Source organism: Paraburkholderia rhynchosiae, assembly GCF_002879865.1.
GTDB lineage: Bacteria > Pseudomonadota > Gammaproteobacteria > Burkholderiales > Burkholderiaceae > Paraburkholderia > Paraburkholderia rhynchosiae.
The window spans coordinates 138,597-156,887 of the sequence record NZ_PNXY01000013.1; the positions used below are offsets into that span (position 1 = coordinate 138,597).

The window sequence follows — 18,291 nt, forward strand, 5'->3', positions numbered from 1 at the left end:
TAGCCGAGCTGGCATCGAAACCGCAACATGGCTTCGCGGGCTCTGTATCTGAAAAAGGAAACTTATGCTCACCGTTATTTGTGAAACTCCCGGCGTGCTACGCGCTGAGACGCGCTCAAGGCCATTGCGCGAACGCGGCGACGTGTTGCTGCGAGTGCGACGCGTCGGTGTATGCGGCACTGACCTGCACATCTTTACTGGCAATCAGCCATTTCTCGCCTACCCCCGCGTGATGGGACACGAACTGTCGGGTACGGTAGCAGAAGCCGATGCGGATTCCGGTCTGGCCGCGGGCGACCCGGTCTACGTGATGCCCTACCTGTCATGCGGCCAGTGCATTGCTTGCAGGAACGGAAAAACGAACTGCTGCGTGAACATTCAGGTATTGGGCGTCCATCGGGATGGCGCATTGACGGAGTATCTGAGCGTGCCGCGTCAGTTCGTTCACAAGGCTGAAGGAATCACGCTCGATCAGGCGGCAATGATCGAGTTTCTCGCCATCGGCGCGCATGCAGTTCGCCGCGCAGACGTTCAGGCGGGACAGCGCGTGCTGGTAGTCGGCGCAGGTCCGATCGGTATGGCTGCAATGATTTTTTCACGTCTGCGCGGGGCCACAGTGACGGCACTCGATACACGGCTCGATCGTCTGAACTTCTGCGCCGAGAAAATTGAAGTGGCGGCTACTGTGCAAATCGGTGATGCCGACGTCGACCAGCTGGCGAAACTTACTAACGGCGAATTCTTCGATGTGGTTTTCGATGCGACGGGTAATCCGGCGGCCATGGAGCGTGGCTTCGAGTTTATCGCGCACGGCGGGAAATACGTGCTGATTTCCGTGGTGAGAGACCCGATCACTTTCTCCGATCCGGAGTTCCATAAGCGCGAAGCCACCTTGATCGGAAGCCGCAATGCGACAGCGGAAGATTTCGAAACTGTGCTCACGGCCATGCGTGCCGGTCAGGTGCCCGATGCGGCACTCAACACACACCGGATGAAGCTCGCCGATGTCCCTGCGGAATTCTCGAAACTGCTTGAGCCGTCCGCCGGCGTAGTGAAAGCCATCATCGAATGCTGACTCTGACGCATATCCGGTGTTTGTCACGAGCTAGCCAATTCTCCAGTTTGGCATGATGCACGCAACTTTGTATTGGCCGGTGTCCATTGGCTGAAGATCGTTTAGATACTGCGTGGGCTGGTCCTCCTCATTTTCGTAGACCCTTTGCGATATGCAAGCCATGCTTAAGCGCGATAGCTCAACGATAATGCAGTTCTTGACGTCTCCAATCGAAGTCGAAGAGGGCAGGGCAACACCGATTGCGGGAGCCGAGGAACGTGTAATACAGGGCGGCAAATTCTTCGAGCCAGAAGCCTCTTCTTTCCCGTGTTTCCTGGCTGATCGTGCGACGTCAGTACCATGAGGATCTTCATTGTCGTGCTCCATTGTGAGTAACCAGGCCGCCGCTTACGGTTCATGAGGGCTCACCGCCGGGTTTTCGAACCTGAAGAGTGTCGTCTGGTGTCAGGAGGAGTCGAAGAACCAGGGGACGTGGAATTTCGTCATGGAGCTGCTGCTGGGAATCGTGAAGGTGCCGGCAGTACTGCACTACGTGGGGCCCCAGGCAACCGCGTCGACCGCACCGGATTACCGGTCGATGCACATTGCTCGCCAGGGGAAGTACCTGCACGCAGCTATTGACGAGTAAAGCGCAGCGAGATCCCTCCGTTCGTTTTTTGCGCTGACATCGGACCGCGCCATTGGAGCCTATCAGTCATCTGATTGCTGGCATCACCTTTGCGTCACTCACGCATCCGAGGTATCAATAATGATATCTCTTCGCCGACGCGCGATTCCGCGCGGGGAGGGCAACATGGAGCAGTCAGCGGGCTCAGTATCCGCGGCGCGGGCGTTACCCGTGGTGCTCCTGCATCGCAAGTCACCTAAGGCGGCGCCAGGGGGCCACGAAGCGGACACCATTCGGGAACTCGCGCGACAGATCGCGGAGCTGAAAGGCACGCAGTTTGCGGGCGAGTTCGACGAAGAATGCGCTTACCCGGCGCATCGTTATCTGATCCCCGACGACACGCTCACCGTGGCGCTCGCGCACAAGCTAGGCGTGCGGTCCGTGCGCGATTTATATGGCGGCGTCGTGCCGTTTCCCTTTGTCGCGACAAAGCTGATTGCGCACGGCCTGGCAGATGGCGCAAAAATTTCACCGCCCGGCTGGTCACGTGCGTTCAGCTCGCGTACTGCGTCGCTCGTGTTGCCGGGCTACTCGGCGTTTTCACGCGAGGATGCGCGCAACGCCGCCCGCGGACTGTGGGAAGGCGGTCCCGTGCGCGTCAAGCGGCCTTATGGAATCGGCGGCGCCGGACAGGCGGTGGTTGCCAACCGCGATGAACTGGAGGCGCAACTCGATGCGCTCGGCGACGAGGCGTTGCGGGCCGAAGGCATCGTGATCGAGCGGCATCTGGATGCGATCGAAACATTCAGCGTCGGTCAGATCGCGCTCGACGACATGCTAGCGAGCTACTACGGTGTGCAACACCTGACGGTCAACAATCACGGCAACGAAGTTTATGGCGGCTCCGATCTGGTCGTGGTGCGAGGTTGCTTCGATGCGCTTGTGCGGCTCGACCTTCCGCAAAACATACAAGACGCCATCGCGAAAGCGCGCGCATTCGATGCCGCGGTGCACAACCACTATGCCGGATTCTTTGCGTCGAGGCGCAATTACGACGTCGCTCACGGACTCGATGAAGCGGGCGTCCTCCATTGCGGTGTGCTTGAACAGTCGTGGCGCGTCGGCGGCGCCACGGGCGCCGAGATCGGCGCGCTGCGCACATTCAGGGCCGACCCGGACGCATATCTGGTGCGCGCATCGACACGCGAGATCTACGGAGAGGATGCACAGATACCCGCTGGGGCGTGCATGGTCTACCGTGGTGTCGACGCGCAGGCGGGTCATATCACGAAGTACTACACGCTAGACAGGGAACCCTGCAAAGGAGCGCCGAGCAGATGACAGCAGACCGTTACCGGCTACAGATCAAAGTCGAAAAAGGCCATCTCGACGGCACAATGCTTGTGCCGAAAGCGACCGTGCCCGGGGTGCTTTTCGTGCATGGATGGGGCGGCAGTCAGGAACAGTACCTCGAACGCGCGAGGCAGGCGACGGCCATGGGCTGCGTATGCCTGACGTTCGATCTCACAGGGCATGCGCGGACGCGAAGCGAACAGCAGACAGTGACGCGCGAGACGAACCTGAACGATCTGATTGCCGCATATGACACGCTGGTTGGCCATCCGTTGATCGACCGCAATTCGATCGCGGTGATCGGCAGCAGTTATGGCGGCTACCTCGCGACCATCCTGACGGAGTTGCGTCCTGTACGCTGGCTCGGTCTGCGCGTGCCCGCTCTTTATCTCGACGACGGCTGGGCCACACCGAAGCGTGCGTTGCATGTCGAGCACGATCTTGTCGAATATCGCAAACGCATCGTGCCGGCGACGGAAAACCGGGCGTTGCGTGCGGCCGCAAACTTCAATGGCGATGTGCTGCTGGTCGAATCGGAACACGATCAGATTGTTCCGCACACGGTCATCGCCAGCTATCTGCAGGCCTTCCTGTGCGCGCACTCGCTGACGTATCGCGTCATCGAGGGCGCGGATCACGGCCTCTCCGACGACGGCAGCCAGCGCGCATACACGGCGCTGGTTGTGAACTGGCTAGCGGAGATGGTTGCGGGCTTGCGCGCCGGCAGCAGAGGCGCGGCGCCGGATCATACGAGAACGTAGGCGCGACATTGCTGCCGCCTTTACATTTCTGCCGGTGCCTTTCGGGCGTTGCTATTTACCGGCTCCGTGCGATGCAACACAGCTAATTGCGAGCGTGCCGGCCTTCGCCTCGGGGCTGACTGCGGCGGTATGGAATTCCTGTGCGCCGCACTTCCATTCCGCCCGATAGTTCTTCTTGCATTCGGGCAATGGATGGTCCGTGAGCCGGTTTTTTATGACATATCGACATGACATGCGGCCACTGCATTCCGCCGCAAGGTGCCGTGTATCGTTACCGTGGCGCACCCCGCAGTTATCGCCGTAAGTACCGGAAACAATTGCAATGGTCTGTGCGATTGCGGTAGAGGCTAGCGAGAAAAACACAACGGTGAGCGTCGCAGCGGCGAGATTGCGAAATCGGACGGTGGTCTGCGACCTCGGGCCGGCCGGACAAGTTGCGCAGCCGCGCGGAAAAATGACAGGCGTTTCATGATGGCGCATGGACAACACCTCCAGCGCAAAAGAACCGAAAGCGACCCGTTTCAGGTGGTGGCATTCACGATTGTAGGACCGCAAGGCAGTAATGCAAGAACGCTTGCTCCGGCGGCGGCTGAACCAGGGATATTTCCCGGAACGGGATTCCCAGTCGTGACATCTATCTACATACACAACGTCGCGTTGGGCTGGCCCTGGTCGTTCCGGGCTGGTTCGAGATATCAACGGAGATACCATCATGAGATTCATCAACCCAAGCTGGCTCGGCGTCCTGGCCCTGGTCAGTGTCGCTGGCTGGGCGCAAAACGCCGGACCAACCGATCCGCAGATCGCGGCGATCGTGGTGACGGCCAATCAGGTCGACATCGACGCAGGCACACTCGCAGAGTCGCGGTCGAAGTCGACGGACGTAAAAGCGTTTGCCCAGCAAATGATTACCGATCACAGCGCGGTCAACAAATCGGCTGTGGATCTCGTGCATAAGCTGAACGTGACGCCTGAGGAGAACGCCACGAGTCAGAGCCTGAAGAGCGGTGGGGATGCGAATCTCGCGGCCCTCCGGAAACTGGATGGTCACGCATTCGATCGGGCCTACATCGACCACGAGGTGGCGTATCACGAAAGCGTTCTTGATGCGCTCGACAAGACTCTGATACCGAATGCAAAGAACGAACAGTTGAAAGCGCTTCTTGTTAAGGTGCGGCCGGCCTTTGTCGCGCACCTCGAGCACGCGAGGCACTTGCAGGCGTCGCTGGGAAAAAGCGGTGGCTAGGCGAGGGCGCGCTGCGGGAGTCGAACTGATGGCGGCTCACATTCAGTCGGCTGGCATCGCGCTGGCGTGCAAGGTCGTCACCTGTGCGATGCTGGTATCCGCTGGCCATGCGTTTGTAGCGCCGCAAACGTACGTCGTCGCGGTCGAAGACATGCGCTTCAGTCCGGCAACACTGAAAGTAAAACGCGGGGATCGCATTGTGTGGATCAACAAAGACCTGTTTCCCCATACGGTGAGCGCGGATAACCACGCATTCGACTCGGGGAGCATTGCAGCGGACGCGTCGTGGTCTTACGTCGCCGGTAAGGCCGGCACATATCCCTACGGATGCCGCTTCCACCCGACGATGCACGGCTCCGTTACTGTGCGATGAGAGGCAGCACGCAATGACGAACACCACTTACCTATCTTCCGCGCCCAGCGACGATGACCTGTCCATCGCTGCACGCATTGCCGCAGGCGACCATTCGGCGTTCGAACTGCTTATGCGGCAACACAACCGGCGCCTGTATCGTCTGGCACGCGCGACACTGCGCGATGACGCGGAGGCCGAGGACGCGTTGCAGGAGGCATATCTATCGGCTTACCGATCCATCAGCCGGTTTCGTGGGCATGCGACCTTGTCCACCTGGCTGTCGCGGCTGGTACTGAACGAATGTCTCGGCCGGTTACGTCGTGGGAACCGCAGGCAGAACATCATCCCTATGGTGAGTTCGGACACCGCTGACATTGAAAGGGACGCCATGCCATTACCTGATTCTGCTTCTCCGGATAAGGCGCTGGCACGCGCCGAGATGCGCGCGCTCATCGAGAGAAAGCTGGATACGTTGCCGGAGTCTGTGCGCATGGTATTCGTGCTCAGGTCGGTGGAAGAAATGAGCGTCGAAGAAACCGCGCAATGCCTCGGTATTCCCGAGGCTACGGTCCGCAGCCGGCATTTTCGGGCGAAGAGCCTGCTGCGCGAATCGCTGGCGCAAGACATCGATCTTGCCGAGCGCGAGCTCTTCGAATTCGCTGGTGCGCGCTGTGACCGGATTGTTCAAAACGTCATGGCCCGAATCGCTGGAAACGAAGGTTCCAGGCGCTGACGGCGTCCGATGCCGTGTTCGTCGCGAAGGGTATCGCCCCGACGGACTACAGCACCGAAATTGTGAAGGAGATTTCAATCATGGAACCCGGCCTGATTCTAAAGACCGCGACTGTATTGCTCGCGCTTGGCGCACTCGGTGGCCTGCTGATGGCCGGTATGCGATTTGCCGGACGGCCTCATCCTCCGGCGTGGCTCGCGATGCTGCACGGTGTGCTCGCAGCCTCCGCTATCACCCTGCTTGCGTATGCCGCCGCAACGATTGGACTGCCGGTGCTGGCGATAGTCGCGCTTGCCTTGTTCCTGGTCGCGGCGGCCGGCGGTGCCGTGCTGAATCTCGGCTATCACTGGAAGATGATCGCGCTGCCGAAGTGGTTGATCGTCGTCCACGCCGGCATCGCGGTATTGGGGTTTGTGCTGTTGCTGATAGCGACATGGGTGCCGTCGCGCGGATGAGCCCGCGTTGCCGCGTTCGATGCCTGGCACGGGGGGCGACCGCAAGTCCACGCAAGCCCGTGCCGCACGTCAGGATGAAAATGATGCGGCCGGTGCTGGTAGAAAGATGGCGCACCCGGTTGCTATGCGGCCACCACACGGTTGCGGCCACTGTGCTTGGCCCGATATAGCCGCTCATCGGCGACGCGCAGGAGAGTGTCGATCGTGTCGCCGTCGCGGCCGAATTCGGAGATGCCGACACTGACGGTAACGGCGACGGCCCGCCCCGTTCCGGTATAAAGCTCCTCGGTCGCCACGGCGCCACGGACGCGCTCCGCGATCGAACGGGCCACTTCTAGCGCGGCCTTGGGCAGCAGCACCATGAACTCTTCACCGCCGACGCGCGCCACGCCGTCATACGGCCGAATCGCATCCAGGCATTTCTGCACGAATCGCTGCAACACCTCGTCACCCACCTGATGGCCATAGTTGTCGTTGATCAATTTGAAGTGGTCGAGATCGAGCGCCAGCAGCGAAAACGGCGCGCCGTCTCGCCTCGCACGTGCGATTTCCACCTCCACTTGTTGAATGAACTCTCGCCGGTTAGCGGCACCGGTCAGGGGATCGGTCGAGGCGAGATGCTCAAGCTTGTGATTGGTGCGTTGCAGCTCCTGCAGCGCGCTTTCGGTCCGTGCCATCGCCTCGGCGAGGCGAGCCATCAGTTCTTCCTGACTGTAGATCGCCGAAAAGGACTGCGTGGTGCGAAACGCCTGGACGACGCCATAACTCAGCACGAAAAAGCCGGCGGCGAAGATCGCATGCGCCAGCCACCACATATGATTCCAGGGCTTGCCGAGAATGAACGCAAGCGACGCGAGCGCGAACGAAGTGATCGAAATGCCGTAGATCAGCATCAGCGGCGAGCGAATGCGACGGAGCATGAGCGCTACGACGTTCAGTGTCGAGAAGACGAGCGCTCCACCTTCCATCGACAGCCGTACCCAGAGATCGCCCGCGATCGGCGAGTTCGCGACGACTCCAACGGCCACATCTATCACGACGAATGCGGCGATTGCGAGGAGCCATGGAAGCGGTTTCGAACGCCGGTCGACCGGGTCGGGCACGCGGTGATACGAAAGAAGGCCGGCCAACAGCAGTACCGACATCACGAGGCGCGATGCCGGTCCATAGAGCAGGAAGAGCCAGATATTGTGATGAGCCATGCCGGTGAACGCGCCGTGCGGCAAATACACCAGCACAAAACCAAGAAAGCCCAAAGTCAGCCACCGCAACAGCGGTTCGCCCGACGACAGATAACAGCGCCATGTCACATAAGTGACAAACAGTCCCTCCAGCGTTGCGGCCGCGATCGCGACTTCGTGGAAGATGTGATTTTCGAACTTCAGGCTGGGGTCTTGAAAGAAAGCCAGATAAGCAATCAGGTAGGCGGGGACAAGCGCGAAACCGATGACCAGAAAAACCGAGTACAGCCTGGTCAGGGCCGCGATGATGCGGGGCGGCTCTTCGATCGAAAAAGTCGTGCTCATACGCCGGTCTCCGACAATATTGCTGTGATTTTCTGATCGTCGCGCGACTGCCCCGTGAACCGGGCCAACCGGGACGCCGGATCATGCGGTCATGCCGAGCTGGACACACCGCGCCGGGGAATATCTTCAGACCATGGGAAGTATAAGCGTCAGATTTCATCTGACAAGGAAAATGCCGGCGATCGTCTGATCGCGGCTACATAAGGATGCCGGCTGCATGCCCAATACATCGATATGCGGTAGTGGGCAGGCCAGACATGTTTACAAATTGTCCTTGAAAATCGCTCGATGTTGTTTAGTCTACCGCCATGATATCGATTTCAAGGCGCGAACTATTATGGGTTCTCTTAAGAGTTTGGGGCATTTTCTCTGGCTGGTGCGCAAAACCTGGCTAACCAGGGGCGCGCGCTTGTACTACTCGCAGTTTGGCGAAGATGCCGTACTGCGCGAGATAATCAGTCCAACGTGCACCAAAGGGGTTTATGTGGATGTCGGTGCATACCATCCCATCAAGTTTTCCAACACTTATGCATTGTATAAGCGCGGGTGGCGGGGCATTAATATCGACATGGATCCAGTAAAGATCGAAGCGTTCAGGCTCGCGCGAGCTTCGGACACGAACGTGTGCGCGGCCATTTCCAGCGAGAAGGCCGTGAAAGACGTCTACAATTTTTCGGATTATGGGCTGACCTCCACTTTGGATCCGGAAGTGGCTGCCGCTGAAACCCAGGCGCCAACGTCGGTCCGCAGTGTGGAGACTGCGACGTTAGACGATGTCCTGGAGCATAGCTGCTACTCCGATCGCGAGATCGATCTGCTTTCAATTGACGCGGAAGGTCACGACTATCAGGTGCTAACGTCGATCGATATTGAAAAATACAAGCCGAAGATCATCATCGTCGAGTCGTCGTCGGTTTCCATGCGGGATGTGATGCGTTCCAGAACATATGATTATCTCGAGAAGCGCGGTTATCGGTTGGTCAGTTGGACACATCTATCCCTGATTTTCAGGGTCGATAAGTCGAATATATTCAGATACCAGCTATAAGCGCGAATCCGTGCGCAAGAACAGTATCCCTCCAGTCAATCCAGTTTCACCATGTGATGCGCTTCAAGAATCCAGCCGGCGGGAAGACCGGTAGCAACGGTTCAATCCTCCACGCCTCCATGCAACGCCGCGCGCCATTCCGCTTAAGGTTTCCTTCAGGTTTGCTCCGTACCATCTGCGCGAATCTTGCCGTCGTGCTCGCGATCCCGCGAGTTCCAGTTCCGAAAGTTTTCCGACAGAAAACCGAAAGCGCCCGTTCAAGGCTTGCTGGAGCATCCATGAAAACTCTGTTCTTGCAGGCGCCGTCGTACGACGGCTTCGATGGTGGTGCAGGCTCGCGTTATCAGGCGAAGCGTGAAGTCCGCTCGTTCTGGTATCCGACGTGGCTCGCGCAACCCGCCGCGCTCGTTCCCGGTAGCCGTGTGCTCGACGCGCCTGCCGACGGCTTGTCCGTCGAAGCGTCGCTCGATATCGCACAGCAATACGACCTGGTGATCATCCACACCAGCACGCCGTCCTTTCCCACCGACGCGCTTTTCGCGGAAGACCTGAAAAAGCGCAAGCCGTCGGTGCTCGTCGGTATGGTCGGCGCGAAGGTTGCCGTGGACCCGCACAATTCGTTGATCGCGAGCGAGGCGATCGACTTCGTTTGCCGTGAAGAGTTCGACTTCACGTGTCAGGAAGTGGCCGAGGGCAAACCGTTCGCGCAAATCAAGGGCCTCAGTTATCGCGCGGCCGACGGTTCGATCGAGCACAACGAAGCGCGCCCGATTCTCGAGAACATGGACGAGTTGCCCTTTGTCGCGCCCGTCTACAAACGCGATCTGAACATCGACAACTACTTCATCGGCTACCTGAAGCATCCGTATGTGTCGATCTACACGGGACGCGGCTGCCGCTCGAAGTGCACCTTCTGCCTGTGGCCGCAGACGGTGGGCGGGCATCGCTACCGCACGCGTTCGGTGGAGAACGTACTGGAAGAAGTGAAGTGGATTCGCGACAACATGCCCGAAGTCAAGGAGATCATGTTCGACGACGATACCTTCACCGACTTCAAGCCGCGCGTCGAAGAAATTGCCCGCGGACTCGGCAAGCTCGGCGTGACGTGGTCGTGCAACGCGAAAGCGAACGTGCCGTATTCGACGCTGAAGATCATGAAGGAAAACGGTCTGCGTCTTCTGCTGGTCGGCTACGAATCCGGCGACGACCAGATCCTGCTGAACATCAAGAAGGGCCTGCGCACCGACATTGCGCGCCGCTTTAGCGAAGACTGTCGCAAGCTCGGCATCAAGATTCACGGCACGTTCATTCTCGGCTTGCCCGGCGAGACGCAGGACACGATACAGAAGACGATCGAATACGCGAAAGAAATCAATCCGCACACCATTCAGGTGTCGCTTGCGGCGCCGTATCCGGGCACCACGCTCTACAACCAGGCGGTCGAAAACGGCTGGCTCGAAGAGAACAAGGTGATCAACCTCGTCAGCAAGGAAGGCGTGCAGCTTGCGGCAATCGGTTATCCGCATCTGTCGCGTGACGAGATTTATCACCAGCTAGAAAACTTCTATAAACGCTTCTATTTCCGTCCGTCGAAAATCTGGGAGATCCTGCGCGAAATGTTGACGAGCTGGGACATGATGAAACGGCGTCTGCGCGAAGGCGTCGAGTTCTTCCGGTTCCTGCGCGCTCACGAGGCGTGAGCGCCGCGCATTGGCTCGCTGCCGCGCCGGCCTATGCGTGCGCGGCGTGCGCGCTGTTCGGTATCGGTTATACGATGCTGGCGAGCGTGCTGATCGGGCGGTTCTTCGCGCGAGCGGTGGCCGAGCCGTTGAGCTTTCCGCCCGTCACCATTGTCAAGCCGTTGCACGGCAACGAGCGGGCGCTACTCGATAATCTGTCGAGCTTCTGCACGCAGCGCTACGTGGGCGACGTGCAGTTCCTGTTTGGCGTACATGACCCCGCGGACGCGGCGTTGCAGGCCGTCGACGAATTACGGCACCTGCATCCGGCAGCGGACATTACGGTGGTCGCCGACGCGCGCCTGTACGGCCCAAACCGCAAGATCAGCAACATCATCAATATGCTGCCGCAAGCGCGGCACGACGTACTGGTCTTTGCCGATAGCGACGTGAGCGTCGGTCCCGACTATCTGCGCAATATCGTCGGCGAATTGCAGAGGCCCGGTGTGGGGCTCGTGACCTGCGTGTATCGCGGGCAGGCCGAACCCGGCTTCTGGCCGCGGCTCTCTGCAAAGGCGACCAACTATCAGTTTTTGCCGGGCGTCGTCACCGGTCTCGCGCTCGGTCTTGCGCAGCCATGCTTCGGACAGACGATTGCGATGCGGCGCCGCACGCTAGAAAAGATCGGCGGCTTCATGCCGTTTGTGCGCTATCTCGCCGAAGACCACGCGATAGGCGAAGCGGTGCGCGCGAGCGGCGAACAAGTGGCGATCCCGCCGTTTGCGATCGCGCATGCCTGTGTCGAACGCACCGCGACGCAATTGTTCGCGCACGAACTGCGCTGGAGCCGCACGATCCGTAGCATCGATCCGCTCGGTCATCTGGGCTCTGCGCTGATGCATCCACTCGCGTTTGCGCTGCTCGCGGCGGCGTTTTCTGGCGGCGCGTGGTGGGCATGGCTCATTGCGGCGCTCGCGGTCTGCGCGCGCTTTGCGCTGAAGCTGCGCGCCGACCGCGCGTTGCGACAGATGCATGGCGGCCTGTGGCTGCTGCCGTTTTGGGATATCGTGTCATTTGCGATTTTCGTCGCGAGTTTCTGTTCCTCGCGCGTGACCTGGCGCGGCTTCAGCTTCAACGTGGATGGCGAGGGCCTGTTGTCGGCCGCGCAAGACGAGTAACGATGAATGTCAGGTTAATGCAGCAATGATCCGCAGTTTCGTCGAACCGAAGGATGAACGGCAATGTGCGTATGCGGCACGCCTGCACGAGGTGTCCGCATGATGAAGCATCTAGGCCGCGTGGCCGCGCTGGCGGGTCTGCTGGCTTCGCTATGGCTCGTCTGGCACGACAACCCGGGTGCAGTGCTCGGCGCGTTGCGTGCCGCCGGCGCGGGTCTCGCGCTCGCGGCGCTCGTGCATCTGCTGCCGATGCTCGCCAATGCTTGCGACTGGCGCTCGCTGATTCGCGGTGCGAACCGGCCGGGCATCCTCAACATGCTGCATCTGGTGTGGGTGCGAGAATCCGTCAATAGCATGCTGCCGGTCGCGCGTATTGGCGGCGAAGTGGTGTCGTTTCGCATGCTCAAACGCTGGGGCGTACGGCCGTCGACGGCGGTGGGCAGCATCATCGCCGACATGCAGCTCACAGTCATCAGCCAGTTGCTCTTCACGATGGTCGGCATCGGCTTTCTGTTCGCGCATGCGCACTCGGGCACGCTGCGGCTCGCCGGGCAACTGGCGTGGGGCGTGGTCGTGCTGACGCCGCTTCTCGTAGTGTTTGCGCTGGTGCAGCATGCGAGTCCGTTTGAGCGCATGACGCGGGTGCTCAATCGCGTGACGAGCGGCAAGCTTGCGGCGCTCGTCGGACAATCGGCGCAGATCGATCAGGCCATCAAGCTGATCTGGCGGCGCCGCGGCGTGGTGCTGCGCTATCTCTTCTTCTGGCAGCCGCTGCAGTGCTTTCTGACCTCATTGGAAATCTGGCTCGCACTGTATTTTCTCGGCACGCCGGTCACGCTTGTCGAAGCCGTGGTGATCGAGTCGTTGATCCAGGCAATCAGCAGCGCGGCGTTCTTCGTACCGGGCGGTCTCGGCGTGCAGGAGGGCGGCTTCGTCCTGATTGGAGGCGCTCTGGGCCTCGATCCATCGACATGTCTCGCGCTTGCCGGCGCACGGCGGATTCGCGATCTGCTGATGTTCGTGCCGGGGCTGATCGCGTGGCAGTTCGCGGAGGCGTCCAACCGTGCGCCCGCGCAACATTCAACGCGACGCTCAGGTCGTCACTCGGGGCCGGCGCAACTCGCGGAAGGCAGCGTCGCCAGTGAAACGAACCGCCGCTAGGCAGCCGGCTGCAACCGTTCATCAGGGGCGGCCGCGTAAGCGGGAAACGACACCTCCACCGTGAGGCCGCGCTTGCCGAGGCCGCTATCGAAATGCACGCTTCCGCCGAAATGTTCGGCGATGCGCACGACAATCGACAGGCCCAGGCCGCTGCCGGTCGCCTGATTGCCGGTCGCGCGGAAAAAACGATTCGCCAGACGAGCCAGGTCGGCCGGCTCAACGCCGGGGCCGTCGTCGCGCACGCTTACCAGAACGCGCTCGTGCGCCGGGTCTTTCTCAGGGTTTTCGAGGCGCTGCACCGCGACCTCGATGCTGCCGCCTTCACTCCCATACTTGATGGCGTTATCCAGCAGATTGTCGAACAGGATGCCGATGAGCACTGGCTCGGCGTCTATCTCCGCACGCATATCGCAATTCAGCGTCACGCGGATGTTTTTTTGCTGGGCGTTGCCCGCATTCGCCAGCAATGCGCTCTTCGCGGCGGCGCCGGGCGCGAGCGGCGCGGTCGACATTTTCTCGTGCATGTCCAGCCGCGCGAGCAGCAGCAACTGCTCGGCAAGCCGCGCGCTGCGATCCACGCCTTGCACGACGCGCTCCATCGCCAGCCGTTGCCGCGCGGCATCCGGTTCAGCTAGCGCGACTTGCGCCTGGACCTTGATCGCGGCGAGCGGCGTCTTCAGTTCGTGGGCCGCGTCGGCGGTAAAGGCGCGTTCTCGTTCGAGCGAATGCAGCAGGCGCGACAGCAGCAGGTTGATCGCATCGACGAGCGGCCGTACTTCGGTCGGCGCGCGGCCAATGTCGACAGGCTCGAGGCGGTTGATGTCGCGCGAACGGATCGCCTCGGAGAGCGTGCGCAGCGGCGCAAGACTCCAGCCGATGCTCGACCAGACCAGCAGCGCGAGCACCGGCAGCGCGATCAGCGCAGGGCGCGCGATGCCGCTCGCGACGCCGCTTACCAGATCGCTGCGTGTATTGGCCGGCTCGAACACGCGTACCGTGTGGCCTAACGCGGTATCGCGCAGCGTGAACGAGTGGTAAATCTGCCCGCCCAGCATGACGTCTTGTGCCCCCGTGAGGGGCGGCAGCGGCAGGTCCCATGCGTTGAGCGCATGCAAGGGCGGGCTGCCCGCAATCACCTGACCGTTGCGCGCGCGCACCTGGAACAACGCGTCGCGCGGCAGTGAGTCGTCGTCATCGCTGTTGTTCGCGCCCGTTTCGCCGCCTCTCTCTTCCTCGCGCACATCGATGCGCGCATTGGCGAGCGTGGCAAGATTCGACTGATCGAGCAGCGCGAGCATCTGTGCGAGTTCGGTAAGGCGTGCCTCTTCCCATTCCGCGACTTCGCGCGTGGCCTGACGATAGCTCGACGCGAGCGCGATTGCCCAGACCAGCGCGATGCTGCCGAGCACGAGCAGCATGAGGCGCCGGCGAATGGATGCGCCCATTTACTCTTTCTCCACCACGTAGCCGATATTGCGCACGGTGCGGATCAGCTTTGCGCCGAGCTTCTTGCGCAGGTTCGAGACATGCACCTCGATTGCATTGCTTTCGATTTCTTCCTGCCATCCATACAGGCTCTCTTCAAGACGCGAGCGGGACTGAGGAATGCCCTGGTTGGCCAGCAATTGCATGAGGATTGCCCATTCGCGCGACGTGAGGGACACGCGTGTGCCGGCGACTTCAACCGTTTGCGCCACCGGATTGACCGACAGGTCCTGATAGCGGATGACTTCGACGCTGCGGCCTTGCGCGCGACGCAGCAAGGCACGGCAACGGGCGATCAGTTCGGTCAGGTCGAAGGGCTTGCCGAGATAATCGTCGGCGCCCGCTTCGAGACCGCCGACGCGGTCGACCACGGTGCCGCGCGCCGTCAGCACGAGCACCGGCACGTCCTTGCCGGCGTCGCGCAGCCGTTTGAGCAGGTCCATGCCCGGCACGCGCGGCAGCCCAAGATCGAGCAGCACCAGCTCATAGCTGGTGGTGTCGAGCGCAAGACTGGCCTTGTGACCGTCGCGCGCCCAGTCGACAGTGAAACCCGCTTGACGCAAACCTGCTTCGATACCGCAGCCGATCAGGTCGTCGTCTTCTACGAGGAGTACACGCATGAGGCATAAATTCCGTTGGATGCTTTTAAGCGTTGCAGCAGGCATACCGCGGCGTACCAAGCCGCAACGTCGAAGTTTGACCATGCTGTTCATTAACTGCTTTATACCGCTTTTTGCTTAAGGTTTCCTTCAGCTTGGCCCGATACTATCGCCCAACAGCTTTCTGCCGTCGGTGACATGAACGCGCGGCGCCGCGTTTCGTTGTCGGTCCGTCGAAACGCAATCGTAACGACATCGGTGAAATGCGCGGCGGCCGCGTTCAGTTTTCCTTTGCGCTGAAGATTGACGCGAATGTTAGGCGTCAATTGCGTGCGCCGACCCGCGCAATGCTTTCATCCGGCCACGAGACCTCGCCATGAAGCCAGTCACCGTCGATATGCTGCGCGCTCACCTGATGGTGGCCTCGCTCACGGCTCTCGCCGCGGACGTGCTCGCATGCGCGACGGCGCTTCTGGTGCCCGGCGCGCAGTACCTGTTCGTCTCCGCAGCTTTTCGCCTGATCGCACTCGCCGTCATGGCAAGTGGCGTGATTGTCACGCGCCAGTTCGCGCACGCCGCGTTTGAGCTTGCCGTCGAAGGCCGTCATGTGAGCGTTGCGGGCCGTATTGCCGGCGAGTACGCAAGGCCTGTCGCCCTCGCGTCGAATTGCCCGCGGCTGTGGCTCGTCATTCTTCATCTGCGTCTGACGGGCAAACCGTTCATTCTGACCGTGCACTGACGGAACCCGTGAATGACTGCGCATGCATTGACCGTATGCCAATGGATTCTGCTGGCCGGCTGCATCGGCGCGTCGCTGTATGTGACGACGGCCGCGGTGGCAATGCCGTTCTTCACGCTGCGCCGCGATGCTGTTTCGCGCTTTGCGCATCTTGCACAAACCGTCCGCGCGGTCGATCCCGCGGGTCTCGTGCACCGCGCGGACATCGACGCGGCAGGCTCGGTTTCGCTGTATCCGTTCGCGCATGCCGGCGTGACTGTGCTCAAGCCGCTTTGCGGCGCCGAGCCGCGTCTCTATGAAAACCTTCGGACGTTTTGCGAGCAGCGTCACGGGCATTTTCAACTCGTGCTCGGCGTGTCTTCTCCCGACGATCCCGCGATCGCTGTCGCGCGCCGTTTGCAGGCTGCGTATCCGGCGCTCGACATCGAACTCGCCGTCGATACGCGCGTGCACGGCAGCAACCTCAAGGTCAGCAATCTGATCAACATGGCCGAGCGCGCGCGCCATGACGTGATCGTGATCGCTGACAGCGATATTGCCGTCGAAGCGGATTATCTCGACAGCGTGGCCGCGCCGCTCGCCGACCCGCGCGTGGGCGTCGTCACGTGTCTTTATGTGGCGCAGGGCGTGGGCGGCTTGTGGCCGCGCGTGGGCGCGCTCTTCATCAACGAATGGTTCGCACCTTCGGTGCGCGTCGCGCATGTGGCCGGCTCGCGCCGCTTCGGCTTCGGCGCCACGCTCGCTTTGCGGCGCGCGACGCTCCAACGCATCGGCGGTTTCGAGGCCCTGAGAAACTGTCTCGCGGACGACTACTGGCTCGCCGAACACGTGCGCGCGCTGGGACTGCGAACCGTGCTCTCGCGAGTGATGGTCGCCACCGACGTGATCGAACCGACGTTTGCCGCGCTATGGCAACGCGAGACGCGCTGGCTGCGGACCATACGTTCGGTCAATCCGCTCGGCTTCGCGTTTCTGTTCATCACGTTTCCGACGCCCTGGCTCGTTGCCGGCGTGTGGCTCACAGGCGTATTGGCGGCAGGCGGGAACGGTGGTCCGCATGGCTGGGCGGCGCTCGTGAGCGCGGCGAGTACGGCTGCTGGATTCACCGCGCGTCTCGTGCTGCACGCGCGTGCAGCGCGTCAGGAGAGTGCATTGGGCCGCGCGTTCTCGGGCGCGTTTGGGCGCGGGTTCTGGCGCGATCTGCCGCTCGTGCCGTTGCGCGACACGTTGCTCGCATTGCAATGGGTCGCCGGCGCTTTCGGTTCTCATGTGATGTGGCGCGGCGCGCGTGTGCCGGTTGAAGGTTCACATTCGGCGGCACGCCGTGAGCGGCTGCGCGTGATGGACGTCATGGAGGCATCCGATGGCCGCTAAGCCGCGCGCCGCTGAGCCGCGCGCCGCTGATCTGCCCACCCCCAGGCCGCGTGCGCTGATCGTCACCGCCGACGACTTCGGCCTGCATCCGCGTGTGAATCTGGCGGTGGAGCGGGCGCACTGCGACGGCGTGCTGACGGCCACGAGCCTCATGGTCGGCGCGCCCGCCGCAAGCGACGCGGTGGCGCGAGCCCGCGCGTTGCCGCACTTGCGCGTGGGCCTGCATCTGGTGCTCGCGGATGGCGACCCCGTCCTGCCGCGTGCCGGCATTGGCGCATTGCTCGACGAGCATGGCCGCTTCGGCAGCAATATGGTGCGCGACGGCGTACGGTTCTTCTTGTTACCGCATGTGCGCAAACAGCTTGCCCGCGAAATTCGCGCACAGTTCGAGGCGTTTGCAAAGACCGGGCTCACGCTCGACCATGTCAACACGCACAAGCATTTCCATTTACATCCGACGGTGCTTGGTTTGATTCTCGAAATCGGCCGCGAATTCGGCATGAAGGCGATGCGTTTGCCGTTCGAAGCGAATGCGCCGCTGTGGCTGAGACCGTGGGTCGCGCAGATGAGGGCGCGGCTCGACGGCGCGGGCGTTCTGCACAACGATTATGTGGTTGGCATCGACCACAGCGGCCGCATGGATGAAGCCGCGTGGCTTGCAGCGCTCGCTTGTCTTGCGGACGGGGTCGGGGAAATTTACTGCCATCCGGCTGTTGCCGGCGAACGCGTATTGAGTCGCGGTATGCGAGAGTATCGGCATGCCGATGAACTGCAGGCGTTGCTCTCGCCGAACGTCGCTCACGCTATTCGAGGCCTCGGCGCAAAGCTGGGCGGATTCACCGATGTGCTGAGCCGATAACTGATGGATGGCCCGGTACGTGGCTCGGCATTGTTTGCGTGACCTGCGCGGGCATCAA

Annotated in this window: 18 protein-coding genes; 15 read left to right on the forward strand and 3 right to left on the reverse strand. The window is 61.3% G+C overall.

The genetic code is table 11. The features are described from left to right. Positions 1-64: 64 nt before the first annotated feature. The 8 genes from C0Z16_RS19455 to C0Z16_RS19500 all read left to right on the forward strand — a co-directional run bounded on the left by C0Z16_RS19455 (position 65) and on the right by C0Z16_RS19500 (position 6,585). Positions 65-1,075, forward strand: coding sequence for a zinc-binding alcohol dehydrogenase family protein (locus C0Z16_RS19455; protein WP_102633744.1), 1,011 nt, complete (start codon positions 65-67; stop codon positions 1,073-1,075). A 424-nt stretch (positions 1,076-1,499) separates the two neighbouring features. Further along, the gene (locus tag C0Z16_RS19465; RefSeq protein WP_102633745.1) at positions 1,500-1,703 is read left to right on the forward strand and encodes a hypothetical protein; all 204 of its coding nucleotides are present in this window, start codon (positions 1,500-1,502) and stop codon (positions 1,701-1,703) included. A gap of 165 nt (positions 1,704-1,868) precedes the next feature. Then, positions 1,869-3,023 (forward strand): DUF3182 family protein, encoded by a 1,155-nt coding sequence (locus C0Z16_RS19470; RefSeq protein WP_102633746.1) that lies wholly within the window; start codon positions 1,869-1,871, stop codon positions 3,021-3,023. Then, positions 3,020-3,796, forward strand: coding sequence for an alpha/beta hydrolase family protein (locus tag C0Z16_RS19475; protein WP_102633747.1), 777 nt, complete (start codon positions 3,020-3,022; stop codon positions 3,794-3,796). Before C0Z16_RS19470 ends, C0Z16_RS19475 begins: the two co-directional genes overlap by 4 nt. Positions 3,797-4,508: 712 nt before the next feature. Continuing rightward, positions 4,509-5,042 (forward strand): DUF4142 domain-containing protein, encoded by a 534-nt coding sequence (locus C0Z16_RS19485; RefSeq protein WP_102633749.1) that lies wholly within the window; start codon positions 4,509-4,511, stop codon positions 5,040-5,042. A gap of 28 nt (positions 5,043-5,070) precedes the next feature. Then, a complete protein-coding gene (locus C0Z16_RS19490; RefSeq protein WP_175130696.1) occupies positions 5,071-5,415 on the forward strand; it encodes a cupredoxin domain-containing protein in 345 nt (114 codons plus the stop codon). 13 nt (positions 5,416-5,428) lie between these two features. Continuing rightward, on the forward strand, positions 5,429-6,130 hold the full coding sequence (locus C0Z16_RS19495; protein WP_102633750.1) for an RNA polymerase sigma factor: 702 nt from the start codon (positions 5,429-5,431) through the stop codon (positions 6,128-6,130). A gap of 80 nt (positions 6,131-6,210) precedes the next feature. Continuing rightward, on the forward strand, positions 6,211-6,585 hold the full coding sequence (locus C0Z16_RS19500; protein ID WP_244201282.1) for a hypothetical protein: 375 nt from the start codon (positions 6,211-6,213) through the stop codon (positions 6,583-6,585). Positions 6,586-6,707: 122 nt separating this feature from the next. Here the strand turns inward: C0Z16_RS19500 and C0Z16_RS19505 are convergent, their stop codons facing one another. Beyond that, complete coding sequence (locus tag C0Z16_RS19505; protein ID WP_102633752.1) at positions 6,708-8,111, reverse strand: GGDEF domain-containing protein; 1,404 nt, start codon at positions 8,109-8,111, stop codon at positions 6,708-6,710. Between the two features lie 337 nt (positions 8,112-8,448). Here C0Z16_RS19505 and C0Z16_RS19510 point away from each other — a divergent pair, with 337 nt between their 5' ends. From C0Z16_RS19510 to C0Z16_RS19525, 4 genes are all read left to right on the forward strand, one after another. Further along, positions 8,449-9,159 carry an FkbM family methyltransferase gene (locus C0Z16_RS19510; RefSeq protein ID WP_102633753.1) on the forward strand — a complete coding sequence of 237 codons (711 nt, stop codon included), beginning with the start codon at positions 8,449-8,451 and terminating at the stop codon, positions 9,157-9,159. A gap of 278 nt (positions 9,160-9,437) precedes the next feature. Then, positions 9,438-10,859: a hopanoid biosynthesis associated radical SAM protein HpnJ gene (gene hpnJ / locus C0Z16_RS19515; protein WP_102633754.1), complete on the forward strand. Its 1,422-nt coding sequence runs from the start codon at positions 9,438-9,440 to the stop codon at positions 10,857-10,859. Then, complete coding sequence (gene hpnI / locus C0Z16_RS19520; RefSeq protein WP_102633755.1) at positions 10,856-12,016, forward strand: bacteriohopanetetrol glucosamine biosynthesis glycosyltransferase HpnI; 1,161 nt, start codon at positions 10,856-10,858, stop codon at positions 12,014-12,016. Before hpnJ ends, hpnI (C0Z16_RS19520) begins: the two co-directional genes overlap by 4 nt. A 99-nt stretch (positions 12,017-12,115) precedes the next feature. Next, positions 12,116-13,177: a flippase-like domain-containing protein gene (locus C0Z16_RS19525; protein WP_102633756.1), complete on the forward strand. Its 1,062-nt coding sequence runs from the start codon at positions 12,116-12,118 to the stop codon at positions 13,175-13,177. Here the strand turns inward: C0Z16_RS19525 and C0Z16_RS19530 are convergent. Continuing rightward, on the reverse strand, positions 13,174-14,622 hold the full coding sequence (locus tag C0Z16_RS19530) for an ATP-binding protein (protein ID WP_102633757.1): 1,449 nt from the start codon (positions 14,620-14,622) through the stop codon (positions 13,174-13,176). The genes C0Z16_RS19525 and C0Z16_RS19530 overlap by 4 nt on opposite strands. Beyond that, positions 14,623-15,282: a response regulator gene (locus tag C0Z16_RS19535; protein ID WP_102633758.1), complete on the reverse strand. Its 660-nt coding sequence runs from the start codon at positions 15,280-15,282 to the stop codon at positions 14,623-14,625. It lies immediately after the preceding gene. A gap of 355 nt (positions 15,283-15,637) precedes the next feature. Between C0Z16_RS19535 and C0Z16_RS19545 the strand changes: the two genes are divergently transcribed. The 3 genes from C0Z16_RS19545 to hpnK are packed head-to-tail and all read left to right on the forward strand — an operon-like array spanning position 15,638 to position 18,233. Next, positions 15,638-16,000, forward strand: a complete 363-nt coding sequence (locus tag C0Z16_RS19545) for a hypothetical protein (RefSeq protein ID WP_102633760.1) — start codon at positions 15,638-15,640, stop codon at positions 15,998-16,000. Between the two features lie 12 nt (positions 16,001-16,012). Next, positions 16,013-17,374, forward strand: coding sequence for a bacteriohopanetetrol glucosamine biosynthesis glycosyltransferase HpnI (gene hpnI, locus C0Z16_RS19550; RefSeq protein ID WP_102633761.1), 1,362 nt, complete (start codon positions 16,013-16,015; stop codon positions 17,372-17,374). After that, on the forward strand, positions 17,364-18,233 hold the full coding sequence (hpnK, locus tag C0Z16_RS19555; protein ID WP_102633762.1) for a hopanoid biosynthesis-associated protein HpnK: 870 nt from the start codon (positions 17,364-17,366) through the stop codon (positions 18,231-18,233). Before hpnI (C0Z16_RS19550) ends, hpnK begins: the two co-directional genes overlap by 11 nt. The last annotated feature ends 58 nt before the right edge of the window (positions 18,234-18,291 follow it).